Source organism: Streptomyces sp. NPDC020780, assembly GCF_044334475.1.
In the GTDB taxonomy this organism is placed as follows: Bacteria; Actinomycetota; Actinomycetes; order Streptomycetales; family Streptomycetaceae; genus Streptomyces.
In genome coordinates this window covers 223,727-240,999 of sequence record NZ_JBIRTB010000008.1, presented here as the reverse complement: position 1 = coordinate 240,999, position 17,273 = coordinate 223,727, and the positions used below count along the sequence as shown (strand labels likewise).

General features: G+C 74.0%; 14 protein-coding genes. 5 read left to right on the top strand and 9 right to left on the bottom strand.

The window, feature by feature from the left end:
- Positions 1–533 precede the first annotated feature (533 nt).
- The 3 genes from ACH4VO_RS17675 to ACH4VO_RS17665 are packed head-to-tail and all read right to left on the bottom strand — an operon-like array spanning position 534 to position 3,522.
- Positions 534–1,427, bottom strand: coding sequence for an ABC transporter ATP-binding protein (locus tag ACH4VO_RS17675; RefSeq protein WP_360985493.1), 894 nt, complete (start codon positions 1,425–1,427; stop codon positions 534–536).
- Positions 1,424–2,518, bottom strand: coding sequence for an iron ABC transporter permease (locus tag ACH4VO_RS17670; RefSeq protein WP_360985490.1), 1,095 nt, complete (start codon positions 2,516–2,518; stop codon positions 1,424–1,426). Before ACH4VO_RS17670 ends, ACH4VO_RS17675 begins: the two co-directional genes overlap by 4 nt.
- Positions 2,515–3,522, bottom strand: coding sequence for an iron ABC transporter permease (locus ACH4VO_RS17665; protein WP_360985487.1), 1,008 nt, complete (start codon positions 3,520–3,522; stop codon positions 2,515–2,517). The genes ACH4VO_RS17670 and ACH4VO_RS17665 overlap by 4 nt, the downstream gene beginning before the upstream one ends.
- A 137-nt stretch (positions 3,523–3,659) precedes the next feature.
- On the opposite strand from ACH4VO_RS17665, the gene ACH4VO_RS17660 reads away from it, so the two are divergent.
- Positions 3,660–4,280: a haloacid dehalogenase-like hydrolase gene (locus tag ACH4VO_RS17660; protein WP_360985484.1), complete on the top strand. Its 621-nt coding sequence runs from the start codon at positions 3,660–3,662 to the stop codon at positions 4,278–4,280.
- 9 nt (positions 4,281–4,289) lie between these two features.
- On the opposite strand, the gene ACH4VO_RS17655 is transcribed toward ACH4VO_RS17660, so the two are convergent.
- Positions 4,290–4,526, bottom strand: coding sequence for a hypothetical protein (locus ACH4VO_RS17655; protein ID WP_360985481.1), 237 nt, complete (start codon positions 4,524–4,526; stop codon positions 4,290–4,292).
- A 166-nt stretch (positions 4,527–4,692) separates the two neighbouring features.
- Between ACH4VO_RS17655 and ACH4VO_RS17650 the strand changes: the two genes are divergently transcribed.
- Entirely contained in the window at positions 4,693–5,076 is a 384-nt protein-coding gene (locus tag ACH4VO_RS17650) for a cold-shock protein (RefSeq protein ID WP_360985478.1), read from the top strand.
- Between the two features lie 58 nt (positions 5,077–5,134).
- Here the strand turns inward: ACH4VO_RS17650 and ACH4VO_RS17645 are convergent, their stop codons facing one another.
- The 4 genes from ACH4VO_RS17645 to ACH4VO_RS17630 are packed head-to-tail and all read right to left on the bottom strand — an operon-like array spanning position 5,135 to position 8,694.
- Positions 5,135–6,043, bottom strand: a complete 909-nt coding sequence (locus ACH4VO_RS17645; RefSeq protein ID WP_360985475.1) for a 1,4-dihydroxy-6-naphthoate synthase — start codon at positions 6,041–6,043, stop codon at positions 5,135–5,137.
- Complete coding sequence (locus tag ACH4VO_RS17640) at positions 6,015–6,731, bottom strand: futalosine hydrolase (RefSeq protein ID WP_360985905.1); 717 nt, start codon at positions 6,729–6,731, stop codon at positions 6,015–6,017. Before ACH4VO_RS17640 ends, ACH4VO_RS17645 begins: the two co-directional genes overlap by 29 nt.
- A gap of 25 nt (positions 6,732–6,756) precedes the next feature.
- Positions 6,757–7,239 (bottom strand): DUF2771 domain-containing protein, encoded by a 483-nt coding sequence (locus ACH4VO_RS17635; RefSeq protein WP_360985472.1) that lies wholly within the window; start codon positions 7,237–7,239, stop codon positions 6,757–6,759.
- Between the two features lie 27 nt (positions 7,240–7,266).
- Positions 7,267–8,694 (bottom strand): MFS transporter, encoded by a 1,428-nt coding sequence (locus ACH4VO_RS17630; RefSeq protein ID WP_360985469.1) that lies wholly within the window; start codon positions 8,692–8,694, stop codon positions 7,267–7,269.
- 461 nt (positions 8,695–9,155) lie between these two features.
- Between ACH4VO_RS17630 and ACH4VO_RS17625 the strand changes: the two genes are divergently transcribed.
- The 3 genes from ACH4VO_RS17625 (at position 9,156) to ACH4VO_RS17615 (ending at position 14,739) form a co-directional block, all read left to right on the top strand.
- Positions 9,156–10,088 (top strand): DUF3027 domain-containing protein, encoded by a 933-nt coding sequence (locus tag ACH4VO_RS17625; protein WP_360985466.1) that lies wholly within the window; start codon positions 9,156–9,158, stop codon positions 10,086–10,088.
- Between the two features lie 227 nt (positions 10,089–10,315).
- Positions 10,316–13,495, top strand: a complete 3,180-nt coding sequence (locus ACH4VO_RS17620) for a sacsin N-terminal ATP-binding-like domain-containing protein (RefSeq protein ID WP_360985463.1) — start codon at positions 10,316–10,318, stop codon at positions 13,493–13,495.
- Positions 13,496–13,872: 377 nt separating this feature from the next.
- A complete protein-coding gene (locus tag ACH4VO_RS17615) occupies positions 13,873–14,739 on the top strand; it encodes a DUF5707 domain-containing protein (protein ID WP_360985460.1) in 867 nt (288 codons plus the stop codon).
- A 22-nt stretch (positions 14,740–14,761) separates the two neighbouring features.
- Here the strand turns inward: ACH4VO_RS17615 and ACH4VO_RS17610 are convergent, their stop codons facing one another.
- A complete protein-coding gene (locus ACH4VO_RS17610; protein WP_360985457.1) occupies positions 14,762–17,170 on the bottom strand; it encodes an HAD-IC family P-type ATPase in 2,409 nt (802 codons plus the stop codon).
- Positions 17,171–17,273: the final 103 nt, after the last annotated feature.

The window sequence follows — 17,273 nt, the reverse complement described above, 5'->3', positions numbered from 1 at the left end:
GGACCGGGCAGGAGCGCGGCGGCCGCATCCGGGCCCGGCGCCGTGACGGCGCAACCGAGGCCGAGCGCGGGGTCCGGCGCGGCGGTCTCCGGGACGGCGACCCGCTTCGGTGCCAGGGGGACCTCGACCCTACCCGTCGCCGCGGGGAGAGGGTGCGTCCCGGCCGCGGTGGTGCCGTCGCCGCCGGCCGCGTCGGAGCCGGTGCCCGACAGTCCCGGGGCGGGTGAGGGCCGTCGCTGCCGTCACCACGAGCGGGCCGCGACGAGTAAGCGGGGCCGCGGGGAGTGGCGGGCCGTGGGGAGAGGGTGCGTCCCGGCCGCGGTGGTGCCGTCGCCGCCGGCCGCGTCGGAGCCGGTGCCCGACAAGCCCGGGGCGGGTGAGGGCCGGCGCTGCCCTCACCACGAGCGGGCCGCGAGGAGTAAGCGGGCCGCGAGGAGTAAGCGGGCCGCGCGAGGAGTAAGCCCCGCGGGGGAGGGGGCGGGCCGCGGGGAGGGGGCGGGGCCGCGGGGAGGGGGCGGGGCGACTCGGACGTGTCAGTGGGCCTCTCCCGGGGTGGCCGCAGGAGGGGACCAAGGTGCGCCGGGCACGACGAGCGGCGAACCCGTGACCGGGTCCGGGACGACGACCGCCTCCAGGCCGAAGACCTCGCGTACGAGATCCGCGGTGACGACGTCCCCGGGGCGGCCCTCGGCGACGATCCGTCCCGCCTTCATGGCGACGAGGTGGTCGGCGTACCGGGCCGCCTGGTTGAGGTCGTGCAGCACCGTGACGACGGTCCGCCCGCGGGTACCGTCCGCCGCCGGGGCGGCCAGCCGGCGCACCAGGTCCAGGACCTCCACCTGGTGCGCGATGTCGAGGTACGTCGTCGGTTCGTCGAGCAGCAGGAGATCCGTCTCCTGGGCGAGCGCCATCGCGATCCACACCCGCTGACGCTGCCCGCCGGACAGCTCGTCCACCGGCCGGTCGCCGAGCGCGGTGACGCCGGTGCGCTCCATGGCGTCCGTCACCGCGCGCTCGTCCGCCTCCGACCACTGCTGCCACCAGTGCTGGTGCGGCTGACGGCCCCGGGCGACGAGGTCGGAGACGGTGATCGCCTCGGGTGCCACGGGCGTCTGCGGGAGCAGCCCGACCGACTGGGCGATCTTCCGGGTGGGTATGCGGGAGAGCTCCGTACCGTCCAGGAGCACCGACCCGCCCGCGGGCTTCAGCAGCCGGCCGAGCGCGCGCAGGGTGGTCGACTTGCCGCACGCGTTCGGGCCGACGATGACCGTCACCCGCCCGTCGGGCACGGCCAGGTCCAGCTCGTGCACGACGGTGCGGTCCTCGTAGGCGAGGGTCAGCCCGCGCGCCCTGAGCCGGCTGGTCACGGTGCCGGGCACCGGAACGGGTGCGGCGTCGGAGACGGAACCGGGGCCGGTCGTGCTCATGCGTTGCCTCCAGTGCGGCCGCGGTGACCGCGGATGATCAGCCAGATGAGGTAGGGGGCGCCGACCGCCGCCGTCAGGACGCCCACGGGCAGTTCGGTGGGTGAGAAGAGCCTGCGGGCGAGGAGATCGCCGAGGACCACGACGACGGCCCCGAGCAGGGCGGAGGACAGCAGCGGAATCTGCGCCGTACGCGTCATGCGGCGGGCGATCTGCGGGGCGAGGAGCGCCACGAAGTCGACCGGCCCGGCGGTCCCGGTCGCCACCGACGCGAGGACCACTCCGACGGCCACCAGCCCCAGCCGTACGCGGCCGAGCCGCACGCCGAGCGCTGTCGCCGTGTCGTCGTCCATCGAGACGGTGCGCTGCGCCCGGGCGGCCCACAGCACCGCGGGCAGCAGGACCAGCAGCGCCCAGCCGATCGGGGCGGCCTCGTCCCAGCCCCGGCCGTTGAGCGACCCCGTCATCCAGATCTGTGCCTGCTGGGCGACCAGGTAGTCGCCCTTCGTCAGGAACAGTGTCGTCACCGACCGCAGGGCGATCGCGAAGCCGATGCCGATCAGGACGAACCGGGTGGCGTGCAGTCCGCCGCGCCACGCGAACACGTAGACGAGCGCCGCCGCGGCGACCCCGCCGAGGACGGAGAGGTACGGCAGGACGGTGTACGAGGTGACCCCGAAGGTCATCGCCCCGACCGTGAGCGCGCTCGCGCCCTGGCTGATGCCGATGATGTCGGGGCTGGCGAGCGGGTTGCGGGCGACGGTCTGGATCAGTGCCCCGGCCACACCGAACGCGGCACCGACGAGCAGGCCGACGACGAGTCGGGGCAGCCGCAGCGTGCCCACGACCAGCTCGTCCGGGGACGGCCGGCCGAACACCACCTTCACCACCTCCGCCGGTGCCACGAAGCTCTCACCGACGCAGAGGGAGGCCACACAGGCGGCGGCCAGCAGGACGGTGAGGACGGCGGCCACGCATGCGGCCCGCCGGTGGAGCAGGAAACCCGTCCGCCTCCCGGCCCGTACGACGCTGTAGCCGGCCGGGCGCACCGGCGCCGGGGCCTTCCGGGCGGGCACCGCCGTGTCCGGGCTCATGCGGGCACCGCCTTCCGGCGTACGAGGGTGACCAGGAACGGCACCCCGATCAGTGCCGTCATCACACCGGCCGGGACCTCGCCCGGCGGCAGGACGATCCGGCCGACGACATCGGCGACGAGGAGCATCGTGGGGCCCACCAGGGCCGCCATCGGCAGCAGCCAGCGGTGGTCGCCGCCCACGATCGCGCGGGCGATGTGGGGGACCGCGAGGCCGACGAACGCGATCGGCCCGGCCGCCGCCACTCCGGCGCCGGTGAGCACCGTGGCCCCGACGCCGCCCACGACGCGTACGGCCGCCACGTTCTGCCCGAGGCCCTTCGCCACGTCCTCGCCCAGGGCCAGCGCGTCCAGCCCGCGCGCCACCGACAGGACGAGTACCACGCCGGCCAGCAGGAACGGCCAGATCTGCTGGGCGACCTGGGCCTCCCGGCCGGCGATCGAGCCCACCTGCCAGAAGCGGAACTCGTCGAGCGCCGACGCCTTCGTGGTGAGTACGGCCATGGTCACCGACACCAGCAGGGCGTTGATCGCCGCGCCGCCCAGCGCGAGCTTCACCGGCGTGGCGCCGCCGCGCCCCCGGGCGGCGACGGCGTACACGGCGACGGAGGCCACCGCGGCGCCCGCGAACGCGAACCACACGTACCCCGTGAGCGTGTGGATCCCGGCGTAGGCGATGGCCAGCACCACGGCCACCGAGGCGCCCTGGCTGATCCCGAGGATCCCCGGGTCGGCGATGGGGTTGCGGGTGATGCCCTGCAGCGCCGTGCCCGCGACGGCCAGTGCCGCGCCGACCATCAGGCCGATCAGGGTGCGCGGCACACGCATCTGCCGGACCACCTCGGCGGCGTCGGAGTGCCCGCCGTGCAGCAGGGCGTCGGCCACGGCGGCCGGGGCGACGGACCGGGCCCCCACGGCCAGACTGAGCAGTACGGCCGCGAGCAGCGCGACGACGGCCGCGGCCGTCGCGAGGGCGCGTCCGGACAGGCGGGGTGCGTCGGGCATCGGAACCAATCGGGTGAGCGGGCGGGGCGGACAGGGCGAGAGAGGTAAGGCTTGGCTAAGCCTAAGCCGCCGCCCGCCGGGCGCTCCGGGCGGGCGGGGGAGCCTCCCCACGCCCGGCGGCTCGGCACAATGGCGGCATGCACGCACCCGCCCCGACGGTCGGTTTCGACCTGGACATGACGCTCATCGACTCCCGGCCCGGCATCAAGGCCGCCTACCTCGCCCTGTCGGCCGAGACCGGGGCGCTCATCGACACCGACCTCGTCGTGAGCCGGCTCGGCCCGCCGCTCGAGGACGAGCTGGCCCACTGGTACCCGGCCGAAGCGGTCGCCGAGGTCGCCGACCGCTACCGCGCGCTCTACCCGGACACCGCGATCGCGCCGACGACCGCCATGCCCGGCGCCCGGGAGGCCGTGGAGGCGGTGCGGGAACTGGGCGGCCGGACGCTCGTCGTCACGGCGAAGTACGAACCCAACGCCAAGCTCCACCTCGCCCACCTGGGCATCACGGCGGACGTGCTGGTCGGCGGGCTCTGGGCCGAGGGCAAGGCGCAGGCGCTGCTGGAGCACGGCGCGCGGATATACGTCGGCGACCACACCGGGGACGTAAGGGGGGCGCGGGCAGCGAACGCCCTGTCGGTCGGCGTCCCCACGGGTCCCTGCGACGCGGCGGAACTGCGGGCGGCGGGCGCCGACGTGATCCTGCCAAATCTGACGGAGTTCCCGGCCTGGCTGCGCGCCCGCACAGCGGGGCGCTGACGCAGGGTTCTAACGCGTCGCGGCGCGCTTCGGGGAGTTCTTCCACACCGAGCGCACCACCCCCGCCGCGGCGATCAGGAACCCGACTCCCATCAGCATGCACACCGCATATGCGACGGACGGGAACGGATCGGTGCCCAGGAACAGCGGTGCGACCGTGATCAGGGTGGCGATTGCGCCGATGAAGAAGACGATCGCGCCGACCCGTACGAGCCGGTCGCCTGCGCCGGAAGGAGTAGTACTCACCCGGCCAGGGTAGTTCCCCGCTCGGCGGAACCGTCCGGTGACGTCTTGTCTCCGGCCTCCGGGCCACTAGCCTGGGACCCGGCGGGTCGTCAGGACCCGCTGTACTGCTATCCGGAGCCGTTTCCGGCTCCGCCGCTCACCGACGAGTACGAGGACGAGGACAGACGTGCCCACGGGTAAGGTCAAATGGTTCAATTCGGAAAAGGGCTTCGGCTTTCTTTCGCGCGACGACGGCGCCGACGTCTTCGTCCACTCCTCGGTGCTCCCGGACGGTGTCGACGCCCTCAAGCCCGGGCAGCGCGTCGAGTTCGGCGTGGTCGCGGGTCAGCGCGGTGATCAGGCCCTGTCTGTGGTGGTCCTGGACCCCACACCGTCCGTCGCCGCCGCCCAGCGGCGCAAGCCCGACGAGCTGGCTTCGATCGTGCAGGACCTGACGACCGTGCTGGAGAACATCACGCCGATGCTGGAGCGGGGCCGGTACCCGGACAAGGCCGCGGGCGCGAAGATCGCGGGCCTGCTGAGGGCGGTCGCCGACCAGCTCGACGTCTGACGGCACGCGCCGCCCCCGGCACGGCGCCGGGGGCGGCGCGCGCCGGCGGGCCGGGGCGTCAGCGGGCCGCGGTGAACGCCAGCGCGTCCGGGCGCAGGGGCGGCACGAGGCCCTCGGCCGCCGCCCGGGTCAGCAGCCCGCGGACCGCCGCGTAGCCGCTCTCGCCGAGGTCCGCGGTGAACTCGTTGACGTACAGGCCGATGTGCTGGTCGGCCACGGCCGGGTCCATCTCCTGCGCGTGCTCCAGGACGTAACCGCGTGACCGCTCCGGGTCGTCCCAGGCCATCCGTACCGAGGTGCGGATGGCCTGCGCCAGCTGCCGCAGCGTCTCCTCGCCCAGCGACCGCTTGGCGATGATCGCCCCGAGGGGGATCGGCAGGCCGGTGGTCGACTCCCAGTGCTCGCCCATGTCGGCGAGACTGTGCAGCCCGTAGTTCCGGTAGGTGAAGCGGGCCTCGTGGATCACGAGCCCGGCGTCCACCCGCCCGTCGCGCACCGCGGGCATGATCTCGTCGAACGGCAGGACGACGATCTCGCCCACACCGCCCGGAACCACCTCGGCCGCCCAGAGCCGGAAGAGCAGATACGCGGTGGAACGCTCGCTCGGCACCGCGACGGTCTTCCCCGTCAGGTCGGTGCCCGGCTCCCTGGTGAGGACGAGCGGCCCGCAGCCGCGCCCCAGCGCGCCGCCGCAGGGCAGCAGCGCGTACTCGTCCAGGACCCACGGCAGGACGGCGTAGGACACCTTCAGCACGTCGAACTCGCCGCGCTCGGCCATGCCGTTGGTGAGGTCGATGTCGGCGAAGGTGACGTCGAGGGCGGGCGCGCCGGGGACCCTGCCGTGCGCCCAGGCGTCGAAGACGAACGTGTCGTTCGGGCAGGGCGAGAAGGCGATCCGCAGCTCCGGACGGGCTGCGGCTGCGGCGCCGGTCGCGGTGTCAGTCACGGTCGTGGTCGTGTCGGTCATGGTGGGTCCAGCCTTCCACTACAGGTGCGAGCTTCCCGAACGCCTCGGTGAGCGCGGCGAGGGCCTCCCTGATGCGCCAGGCATTACGGTTGCGCGGCCCCACCGTGTTCGAGACCCCCCGCAGTTCGAGGACCGGCACGCCGGTCCGCGCGGCGGCCTCCGCGACCCCGAAGCCCTCCATCGCCTCGGCGGCGGCCCCGGGATGGGCGGCCAGCAGGGCGGCCGTGCGGGCCGCGCTGCCCGTCACGGTGGACACGGTGAGGACGGCGCCCGGGACGGCGCCGGTGGCCTTCGCCACGTCCCGTACGAGGGACGCGGGCGGCAGGAAGGTGTCCCGGCCGAAGCCGAGACCGGTGACGGGCACGAAGCCGTCCGGGGTCTCGGCGCCCAGGTCGGCGGCGACGATCCGGGTCGACACGACGAGCGAGCCCACGGGTGCGACGGAGGCGAAGCCACCCCCGATACCCGCCGAGACGACGAGGTCGTACGGCTCCGAGGGTGGGGCGGCGGCGAGTGCGAAGGCCGCCGCGGCCGCCGCGGCGGCCGGACCCGCGCCGCCGGCGAGGACGTCGAACGGCCCGGCCCTGTGCAGCTCACCACCCGGTACGTGTACCCGCCGGGGTTCACCGAACGCGCATGTGACCGCGTTCCGTTCGACCGGAACGGCGGTCACCACGAGGACCCGCACGGCGGTGGTCATCGGAGCCGGGCGGTCAGGAGGTCTTCTTGAGCTCGAAGTGCCAGACACCCGTGAGCTTCTGGCCCTGGGCCTCGACGATGCTGATCTGCGTCTTGCTCGCCGTGGTCTCGCCGGTCTGGCTGGCGAAGAAGGCGCTGCCCGGGATGGACCGGTAGGTCTTCTTGTAGGGCTCCTGCTCGGCCTGCTGGCCGTTGATGAACAGGGTCCATCCGTGGTCGGCGATCTCCGGGTCGACGCCGAAGCGGACCTTGTCGTCCATCGCGACCTCGACGGTCTTCTCCGCCTTCTTGTTGAGGCAGCCCTGGATCTCGGACTCCTTGAGCGCCTTGCCGTCGTTGTAGCAGGCGGCCTCGGTACTCACCGAGGTGTCGCCGACCGTCACGGTGGCGAGCGGCGTCGGCTTGTCGCAGGCGGACAGGACAAGGAGTCCCGCGGACACGGCACCAAGAGCGACGCCGATTCGACGGCCCTTACCGGAGAAGAACGCAACGGTCATGCGCCGAAGGCTATCGGTCGCCGCCGCTCATGCCACGCGGGGGTGCGGTGAGCCGCGCCGGGCCGCCCCCAGGAGGCCCCGTACGGAGGCGGTGGCGCCGAGCGCGAGGATCCCCGCCGCCACCGACATGCCGAGTACTCCGTTGAGGGGGAGGGCGATACCGATGGCTCCGCCCACCACCCAGGCCATCTGGAGCAGGGTCTCGGACCGCGCGAACGCCGACGTGCGCACCTCCTCCGGGACGTCCCGCTGGATCATCGCGTCCAGGGACAGCTTCGACAGGGCCTGGGTGAAGCCGGCGACCGCGCCGAGGGCGGCGACCATGACGGTGCTGAAGAAGACCGCCGCGAGGACGGCGACCCCCAGGGCGAGCCCCAGCACCGTCGCGATGATCACCTCGGGGCCGCGGGCCCGGAGCCAGGATCCCACCGCCGTACCGCAGGCGTTCCCGGCTCCGGCCGCGACGCCGACGATGCCCAGCGAGACGGCGGCGCTCTGCCCGGAGAGCGGATGCTCACGCAGCAGGAAGGCCAGGAAGAAGATCAGGAAGCCGGAGAGCGCGCGGTGTGCGGCGTTGGCCTGGAGGCCGTGCAGGACGGCCGGTCCGACCGACCGCAGCCCCGGCGGTTTGCTCCGCCCGTTCTTCCGCCCGTTCTTCCGCCCGTTCCTCCGGCCGTTGCCCGGGCGGGCCGGGGCGGGCGGGGCGGCCTCGCCGTGCGGGGGGACGAGACGGGCCCTGCGCTCCCCCTTGGCCGAGTCCACCTTGGGCGGCAGGGTGAAGGCGAGGGCGGTCCCGCCGAGGAAGATCACACAGGCGCCGTAGAGCGGCCAGGGGGAGCCGATGCTCTGCAGCCCCGCGCCGATCGGGGCCGCCACCCCCGTGGCCAGCAGCCCGGCCAGGGTGACCCGTGAATTGGCCTTCACCAAGGAGAAGCGGGGTGGCAGCAGCCGGGGCACGACGGCGCTGCGCACGACCCCGTACGCCTTGGAGGAGACCAGGACGCCCAGCGCCGCCGGATAGAGCTCCAGTCCGCCCGTGGCCACGGCGCCCGACATCGTGAGCGCCAGCACAGCCCGGGCGAACATCGCGCCGGCCATCGCGGCGCGGCGGCCGTGCGGCAGGCGGTCCAGGAGCGGGCCGATCACCGGGGCCAGCAGGGTGAAGGGGGCCATCGTCACGGCGAGGTAGAGGGCGACGCGCCCGCGGGCCTCGTCCGTCGGCACGGAGAAGAACACCGTGGAGGCGAGTGCCACGGTGATCATCACGTCGCCCGCGCCGTTGACCGCGTGCAGTTCGATCAGCTTGCCCAGACCGGACTCGCCGGCACCGTGGGCGTGGGTCGCCCTGCGGACGCCCCGCGCGGTGGCCGTGAACGGGGCGCGCAGGACACGGCCCGTCGCCCGGCCCGCCCTGCGGAGCGGACCGGTCTCCTCGGACGACCCGGTGGCGGCCACGTGGTCATAGTGCCCCACCCCCCGCCGTCCCGAACCGGGTTAGGGCCGGGGCGCGGCCGCGGGGCGCTCTGTCGGGTGAGTCGTCCGGCCCCGCGACATGGCCGGGAAGCGACGCGCGGGCCGCCCGCGGCCGGGCCGGATCCGCACCCGGCCGGCCCGCTCCCGCCCGGCCCGGCCGCGGATCCGATGCCGTTCCGGTCCCGATCGGGACGGGCAGGTGGGCGCCGGGCGGCGGAGAGGGTAGCGTGCACTCACGCGCCACCGGCGGTTGTTCTTGGCCGCGCGCCTCTCCGCCATCCCGCAGAATGGGTGACAGAAGGCGCGCCCGAGGCAGGCACAACGGGTGTGGACGTCGACGCGGCCCCCAGGTCCGCTCCGCCCACGACCGTCATGGCTGAAATCGGACATCGATGGAGCTGCTGGCGCGCTCGTGAGACGGCGTATGGAGAGAAGCGAGACCTGTGAGTGCTGCGACGACGCGAAGCCGTACGGCCCGTACCCCCGCCCCCGACCGCCTGTGCGCCGAGGCGGTAGACCTCGCACGCGCGGCGGCCGAGGAGGCCGCCGCTCCCGGAGTGGTCGGTGACCATGTGGGCCTCGTCTCCGAGGGGGACCGGGTCGTCACGCACTACTTCGAGAGCGAGATGCCCGGTTACCGGGGCTGGCGCTGGGCGGTGACGGTCGCCAGGGCCTCCCGCGCCAAGAGGGTCACCCTTGACGAAACGGTGCTGCTGCCCGGGACCGACGCGCTCCTGGCGCCCGAGTGGGTGCCATGGAGCGAGCGGCTGCGGCCCGGCGACATGGGCCCCGGCGACCTGCTTCCCACGGAGGCGGAGGACCCCCGCCTGGAGCCCGGCTGGACCGGCGAGGACGAGCCGCCGCCGAACTCCGCGGTCTCCGACGTGTCCCAGGAGCTGGCGGCTCTCGTGGACGTCGAGGACGCGGAGCTGACGACCCGGCCGGGGACGAGCCGCGGTTCGATCGCCTCGGTCGCGGAGGAGCTCGGCACGCGCCGTGCGCGGGTGCTGTCCCGGTACGGCCTGCGGCTGGCAGCGGAGCGGTGGGACGAGGCGTTCGGCGCGCAGACGCCGATGGCGCAGGCGGCACCCGCCTCCTGCGTGACGTGCGCCTTCCTGGTGCCGATGGCCGGTTCGCTGAAGCAGGCCTTCGGGGTGTGCGCGAACGAGTTCGCCCCGGCGGACGGCCGTGTGGTCTCGCTGTCCTACGGCTGCGGAGGGCACTCCGAGGCCGCGGTGATGCCGAAGCCGCCGAAGCGGGCGCCGCACGCCATGGACACGATGCGGGTGGACACGTACTCGCTGCGGCCGGCGGACGACTCCGGCTCGGTCCCCTCCCACCCGGACGGTCCGACCGAGGACCTCGGGCACTCCTGACCCACCGGGGTCGCCGTCGCCGCGGAGCCGGCCCCGCACGCTCCCGTGAGCGGGGTGGGCCGACGCCCGCGCCCGCCTCCCACGTCCGCCCGCCGGGGGCCCCCGCGCGGTGCGGCCTCCGTACGGTGCGGTCACGGTGGCGGTACGGGGCGGGCTTCGCGCGCGGTACCTTCGGGCGCACACTGGGCGTGGTGGGTCACCGGAAGAGCGGAGTTACGAGCGTGGGCGTGAATGCGACCGAGGGGGCCGATCCGTTCGGGACGGCGCGGCTGCGGCGCGGCGTGCTCGACGCCTGGGGCGCCGGTCCGGCCCGCTTCCGGGAGGACGCCAACGCCGAGGAGGACCTCGCACTCGGCGGCTACCGCGACCGCCTGGTCGTCGAGCTGGCCCAGAACGCCGCCGACGCCGCCGCCCGCGCGGGCGTCCCCGGCCGGCTCCGGCTCACCCTGCACGAGGTGGGCGACGGCCGGGCCGTCCTGGCCGCCGCAAACACCGGCGCCCCGCTGGACGCCACCGGCGTCGAGTCCCTGAGCACGCTGCGGGCCTCCGCCAAGCGCGAGGGCCACGAGGCGTCCGTGGGCCGCTTCGGCGTCGGTTTCGCCGCCGTGCTCGCCGTCAGCGACGAGCCCGCCGTCATCGGGCGCCACGGCGGCGTCCGCTGGTCCCTCGCCGAGGCCCGCGATCTCGCCCGGCAGGCCGCCGTCGGCAGCCCCGGCCTCGGTGACGAGCTCCGCCGCCGCGACGGCCACGTGCCGCTGCTCCGGCTCCCGCTGCCCGCCGAGGGCTCCGCACCCGAGGGGTACGACACCGTCGTCGTCCTCCCGCTCCGCGACGGCGTCGCCGAGGATCTCGTCGGCCGGCTGCTCGCCGGTGTGGACGACGCACTGCTGCTCACGCTTCCCGGCCTCGACGAGGTCGTCATCGAAACCCCGGACGGCGTCAGGACGTTGACCCGGTCGCAGCACGGTCCGTACACGCACGTCGACGACTCCGCGCACGGGACGCGCCGCTGGCGCACGGTCGCCCACCACGGTCCCGTCGAGCCCGCGCTCCTGACCGGCCGGCCCGTCGAGGAACGGCTGCGTCCGCACTGGTCGGTGACCTGGGCCGTGCCCGTCGGCGAGGACGGAGGGCCCGAACACCCCCGCACGGCACCCGTCGTGCACGCGCCGACGCCCACCGACGAACCCCTCGGCGTCCCCGCGCTGCTCATCGCCTCGCTGCCGCTGGACACCACCCGCCGGCACCCCGCGCCCGGGCCGCTGACCGACTTCCTGGTGCAGCGCGCGGCCGACGCGTACGCCGAGCTGCTCGCCGGCTGGGAGCCCCTGTCCGCCGCCACGATCACGCTCGTGCCGGGGCCGCTCGGCAAGGGCGTGCTGGACGGTGCGCTGCGGGCCGCGATCCTGGAGCGGCTGCCCCGTATCGCCTTCCTGGAGCCCGCCGTGCCCCGGGACCCCGACGCCGCCGACGGCCGGCCGGGCGACTGGGAGACCGACGGTGGTACTCCGGGCCGGGCGGCCGGGCTGCGGCCCATCGAGGCCGAGGTCGTCGAGGGCGTCGGGGCCGAAACCGTACGCGTGCTCGCCGAGGTCCTGCCCTGCCTGCTGCCCGCCGGGCTGGAGCGCCGCGCAGAGCTCCGTACGCTCGGGGTGGCGCGCGTCCCGCTGACCGAGGCCATCGACCGGCTGGCCGGTCTGGAACGGGAGCCCGACTGGTGGCGGCGGCTGTACGACAGCCTGGCCGGTGTCGATCCGGACCGCCTCTCCGGCCTCCCCGTCCCGCTGGCCGGACCTACGGAAGGGCACCCGCCCCGCACCACCGTCGGGCCCCGCCAGGTCCTCCTCCCGCTGCCCGACGCGCTGACCGCCCCCGTCCTCGCCCGGCTGTCCCGGCTCGGCCTGAAGGTCGCCCACCCGGACGCCTCCCACCCGCTGCTGGAGAAGCTGGGCGCCCTGCCCGCCACGCCCCGGGCCGTCCTGACGACCCCGCAGGTCCGGGCCGCCGTGGCCGGGTCGCTGGACGCGGGGGAGATCTGGGACGAGGACGGCCTGGACGGCGAGGAACTCGCCGACACCGTCCTCACCCTCGTACGGGACGCGGACCTCGGACCGGGCGAGGAGCCCTGGCTGGGCGCCCTGGCCCTGCCCGACGAGGACGGCGAACCCGCGCCCGCCGGTGAGCTGGTGCTGCCCGGCAGTCCCTTCGCCCAGGTGATGCGCGAGGGCGAACTCGCCCTGTGCGACGGGGAACTGGCCGAACGCTGGGGCGAACAGCCCCTGACCGCCTGCGGGGTGCTGGCCACCTTCGCACTCGTACGGGCCACCGATGTCGTGCTGGACCCCGACGAACTCGAGCCCCGGGAAGGCGACTTCGCCGAACCGGACGACGCCGGACTGCTCGACGCCGTCGACGTGTGGTGCGAGGACGTGCTCGACCAGCTCCCGGACACACCGGTGCCACCGGTCGCCACCGAGCTCGTCGCCGTACGCGACCTGGACCTCGTCGACGACGACGCCTGGCCCCAGGCGCTCGCCCTGCTCGCCCGGCCGCCGCTGCGTGACGCGCTGATCCAGCCGGTACGGGTGCTCCTGCCCGACGGCACGACGCAGTCCGTGCGCCCGTACACGGCGTGGTGGCTGCGTGACCACCCCGTCCTCGGGGGCCGGCGCCCGGCCGGCCTGCGCGCCGCGGGCGGTGACCCGCGCCTGACCGGCCTCTACGACCCCGCCGACGCGACGGGCTTCGACGACGCGCAGGTGCTGCGCGCCCTCGGCGTACGGACGTCGGTGGCCGCGCTGCTGGACGAGCCCGGCGGCGCCGCCGAGCTGCTGGGGCGGCTCGCCGACGAGGACCGGCCGATCGGCCCCGTACAACTGCACTCGCTCTACACCGCTCTCGCCGAGCTGGACCCCGACCAGGTCACGCTGCCCGACGAACTGCGGGCCGTCGTCGACGACGAGGTGCGGGTGGTCGACGCGGCGGACGCCCTGATCGCCGACGCCCCGGACCTGCTGCCGCTGACCGGGGGACTCCCCCTGCTGCCGGTCGCTCCGGCCCGGGCGGCGGAGCTGGCGGACCTGCTCCAGGTGCGGCGGCTCGGCGAGTCCGTCGAGGCCGAGGTGACGACGGAGGGCGAGGAGCACCGGGTGCCGGACTCCGTGCGCGTCCTGCTCGGCGCCGGGACCCCGGACACCTACGTCGAACACGGCGAACTGCGGGCCGGCGGGGTGGAGCTCGACTGGCGGCGCACCCCGGACGGCACGGTCCACGCCGCCACGCTGGAGGGAGTGGCGGCGGGCCTGGCGTGGGCCGCCGGTCAGTGGCCGCGCCGCTTCGAGGTGGCCGCCCTGCTGGAGGACCCGTCCCGTACGGAGGAACTGGCCCGGGACCGCTGGTTCGACTGAGCCGTCCCGCGCCGGGGCTCACGGCTCCTCGGCGTACCGGTTCGCGTGGGGCGTGCGGGTGACGGTCCCGGACGGCCGCCTGGACGTCTTCTCGCGCGCCGCCTGCGGCGCGGACCTCGTCCCCCTCCACGCGGATCCGGGGAGCGCTTCGCCGGTTCCTGTGACGGTCTCCCGCGCTTCTGCCGGAGAAGCGGGTGGGGGTGAGTGGCCCACGGTGTCGCGGAGCCGATGTGATCTTCACGGAAAGGTCATTCGATGAGCACAACCTTTCACGTGCCCGGGCTGTCTGGATCTGTGGAGTCATCAGACTCACAGTCCACACGGGGACCGTCGGACGAGGGACGTGCCACGGCCCCCCTTCTCCACTTGGGGAATACATGCGTATGCGCGCCACTGTCGCCGCTGTCACCGGCGCCCTGGCCCTGTCCGCTCTCGCCGTTCCGGCGGCGCAGGCGGGCGACCAGGCCGTACCGCGCCTGGACAAGCCCACCGCCGCGGAGGCGTTCGGTCTCGGGGCCGGGGCCCCGCGCGCGGCGGCACGTTCCGCCGTGGGCGAGCCCGTGATCTCCAAGGTCGTCGTCAACGGCGGCAAGGACATCGTCCTCGGCACGACGGCCTCGAAGAAGATCACGGTGTCGGTCACCGCCTCGCACCCGTCGGGCATCGTCGACGGATACATCGACCTGTGGCACGGCTCGGACGTCGAGACCGACGTCGACGGGTTCCTGGCGCCGAACGAGAGCGCGGCGACCTGCACCAACTCCAGCGCCACCACCGCCACCTGCAAGATGACGATCACGGTCGTCCCCGGCGAGGACCTGTACAAGAACGCCCTGGCCGGCACCTGGCACGTCACCGCCGGTGCGCTCGCCGGTGACATGAACTCGGTCGCGTGGAACGACTACTACTCCACGGCCCGGGTCCAGCGCCTCTCCAAGGTCACCGTCAACGCGGCCCCGGAGCCCGTCAGGAAGGGCAGGACCATCACGGTCACCGGCAAGCTCTCGCGTGCGAACTGGGAGACCGGCACGTACAAGGGCTACGCCACCCAGCCCGTCAAGCTGCAGTTCCGCAAGAAGAGCAGCAGCACCTACACCACCGTCAAGACCATCAAGACGAGCAGCACCGGTGAGCTGAAGACCACCGTCACGGCGTCCGTGGACGGTTACTGGCGCTACAGCTTCGCGGGTACGTCCACCACCCCGGCCGTCACGGCCGCGGGTGACTTCGTCGACGTGCAGTAACCAGGGCGGCACCCCCGTCGATCTACGAGGGAAAGCGGCGGCCGACCAGCCTCCAGGCCAGTTCCAGGACGGCCGCCGCGACCGCCGCGATCCCGACCGCGGCCCACGGCATCGTCGTACCGACCAGTCTCAGCGCGAAGAAGTGCTGGAGCGACGGCACGGCCAGCACGGCCACGAAACACAGGCCCATCGCCGCCACCAGGGCGACGCGCCACCAGGTGTACGGGCGGGCGATGATCGCCAGCACCCACATCGAGACGAGGAAGAGCGTGAGCGTCGCCGCGCTCGTCTCGGCCTCCAGTGCGCCCGCGCCGGAGTAGTGGTGCCGGGCGATCAGGTACGCGACGAAGGTGGCCGTCCCCGCGATGACCCCGGAGGGGATCGCGTACCGCATCACCCGGTGGACGAAGTGCGGCCGGGCCCGTTCCTTGTTCGGCGCGAGCGCCAGGAAGAAGGCGGGGACCCCGATCGTCAGCGTGGAGAGCAGGGTGAGGTGGCGCGGCAGGAACGGGTACTCCACCCGGAAGCAGACCACCAGGATCGCCAGGAGCACCGAGTAGACGGTCTTCGTCAGGAACAGGGTGGCGACCCGGGTGATGTTGCCGATGACCCGGCGGCCCTCCGCGACGACCGACGGGAGCGTGGCGAAGCTGTTGTCGAGGAGCACGATCTGGGCCACGGCACGGGTCGCCTCCGAGCCCGATCCCATCGAGACGCCGATGTCGGCGTCCTTCAGCGCCAGGACGTCGTTGACGCCGTCGCCCGTCATCGCGACCGTGTGCCCGCGCGTCTGGAGGGCTCCGACCATGTCCCGTTTCTGCTGCGGGGTGACCCGGCCGAAGACGGCGTTGCGCTCGATGACGCTCGCCATGTCATCGGGGTCGGCGGGCAGCCGGCGGGCGTCCACCGGATGTTCGGCGCCCGGCATGTCCAGTTTCTGGGCGACCGCGCCGACCGAGACGGCGTTGTCGCCGGAGATGACCTTGGCGGCGACGTTCTGGTCGGCGAAGTAGGCCAGGGTCGCCCCGGCGTCCGCCCGCAGCCGCTGCTCCAGGACGACCAGCGCGGTGGGTACGGCACCGGCGGCGGCGTCCGGGGCGTCGAGCCCGCCGCGTACCCGGGCGAGGAGCAGGACGCGTAGTCCCTGTTCGTTGAGGTGTCCGGTCTCGGCCAGGGCGGGGTCGCCGTCCCGCAGCAGCACGTCGGGGGCGCCGAGGAGCCAGGCCGACGCCTCGCCGCCGCCCTCGGTGAAGGCGGCGCCGCTGTACTTGCGGGCGGAGGAGAACGGCATGGCCGCCGTGACGGCCCAGCCCTGCCCGTCGGGGCAGGCGTCGATGATGGCCTGGAGGCTGGCGTTGGGCCGCGGGTCCGAGGCGCCGAGAGCGCCCAGGACGCGGTCGACGTAGGCCCGGTCGGCGCCGTTCAGCGGGCGGACCTCGGTGACGTCCATGCCGCCCTCGGTCAGCGTGCCGGTCTTGTCCAGGCAGACGGTGTCGACCCGGGCCAGCCCCTCGATGGCGGGGAGCTCCTGCACCAGGCACTGCTTGCGGCCGAGCCGGATGACCCCGATGGCGAAGGCGACCGAGGTGAGCAACACAAGCCCCTCGGGGATCATCGGGACGATGCCGCCGACGGTGCGGCCCACCGCGCCCTTGAAGTTGTCGTTCTTGACGACGAGCTGGCTGATGATCAGCCCGAGCGCGGTCGGCACCATCATCCACGTCACGTACTTGAGGATCGTGCTGATGCCGCTGCGCAGCTCGGACTGGACGAGGGTGAAGCGGGAGGCCTCCTCGGCGAGCTGCGCGGCGTAGGCCTCACGGCCGACCTTCATGGCGGTGAAGGCACCTCCGCCGGCGACGACGAAGCTGCCCGACATCACGGCGTCACCGCGCTGCTTGATCACGGGGTCGGCCTCACCGGTCAGGAGCGACTCGTCGATCTCCAGGCTGTCGGCCTCGGCGACCGTACCGTCCACGACGACCTTGTCGCCGGGGCCGAGCTCGATGAGGTCGCCGAGGACGATCTCGGAGACGGAGACCTCGGCGGACCTCCCGTCGCGGCGGACGGTCGGCTTCGCCTCCCCGATGACGGCGAGGTTGTCCAGTGTCTTCTTGGCGCGCCACTCCTGGACGATGCCGATGCCGGTGTTGGCGATGATGACGAAGCCGAAGAGGCTGTCCTGGATCGGCGCGACGATCAGCATGATCACCCAGAGCACGCCGATGATCAGGTTGAAGCGGGTGAGGACGTTCGCCCGGACGATCTCGGTGACCGAGCGGGAGGAGCGGACCGGTACGTCGTTGACCTCGCCGCGGGCGACCCGCTCGGCGACCTCGGAGGTGGTCAGCCCCGAGGGGGGCGCGGGCGGAGGGGAAGGCCGTCCGGAGCCCGGCCGGTCACCGGAGGAGTCGAGTGCCCGCTGCGTCATGGATCCGACGGTACGGGCGCTGGAGGCGGTTCACCCGCCGGGGAGCCGGAAGATCCGACCGCGGGGGGACCCGAATGGTCCCGTGGGTGTACGCGGGGGGACA

Coding starts and splice junctions, on each gene's coding strand:
- ACH4VO_RS17645 (WP_360985475.1), bottom strand. CDS start 6,043: ATGACCGACACGACCACGACCGTGACTGACACCGCGACCGGCGCCGCA.
- ACH4VO_RS17665 (WP_360985487.1), bottom strand. CDS start 3,522: ATGCCCGACGCACCCCGCCTGTCCGGACGCGCCCTCGCGACGGCCGCG.
- ACH4VO_RS17610 (WP_360985457.1), bottom strand. CDS start 17,170: ATGACGCAGCGGGCACTCGACTCCTCCGGTGACCGGCCGGGCTCCGGA.
- ACH4VO_RS17635 (WP_360985472.1), bottom strand. CDS start 7,239: ATGACCGTTGCGTTCTTCTCCGGTAAGGGCCGTCGAATCGGCGTCGCT.
- ACH4VO_RS17660 (WP_360985484.1), top strand. CDS start 3,660: ATGCACGCACCCGCCCCGACGGTCGGTTTCGACCTGGACATGACGCTC.
- ACH4VO_RS17615 (WP_360985460.1), top strand. CDS start 13,873: ATGCGTATGCGCGCCACTGTCGCCGCTGTCACCGGCGCCCTGGCCCTG.
- ACH4VO_RS17670 (WP_360985490.1), bottom strand. CDS start 2,518: ATGAGCCCGGACACGGCGGTGCCCGCCCGGAAGGCCCCGGCGCCGGTG.
- ACH4VO_RS17675 (WP_360985493.1), bottom strand. CDS start 1,427: ATGAGCACGACCGGCCCCGGTTCCGTCTCCGACGCCGCACCCGTTCCG.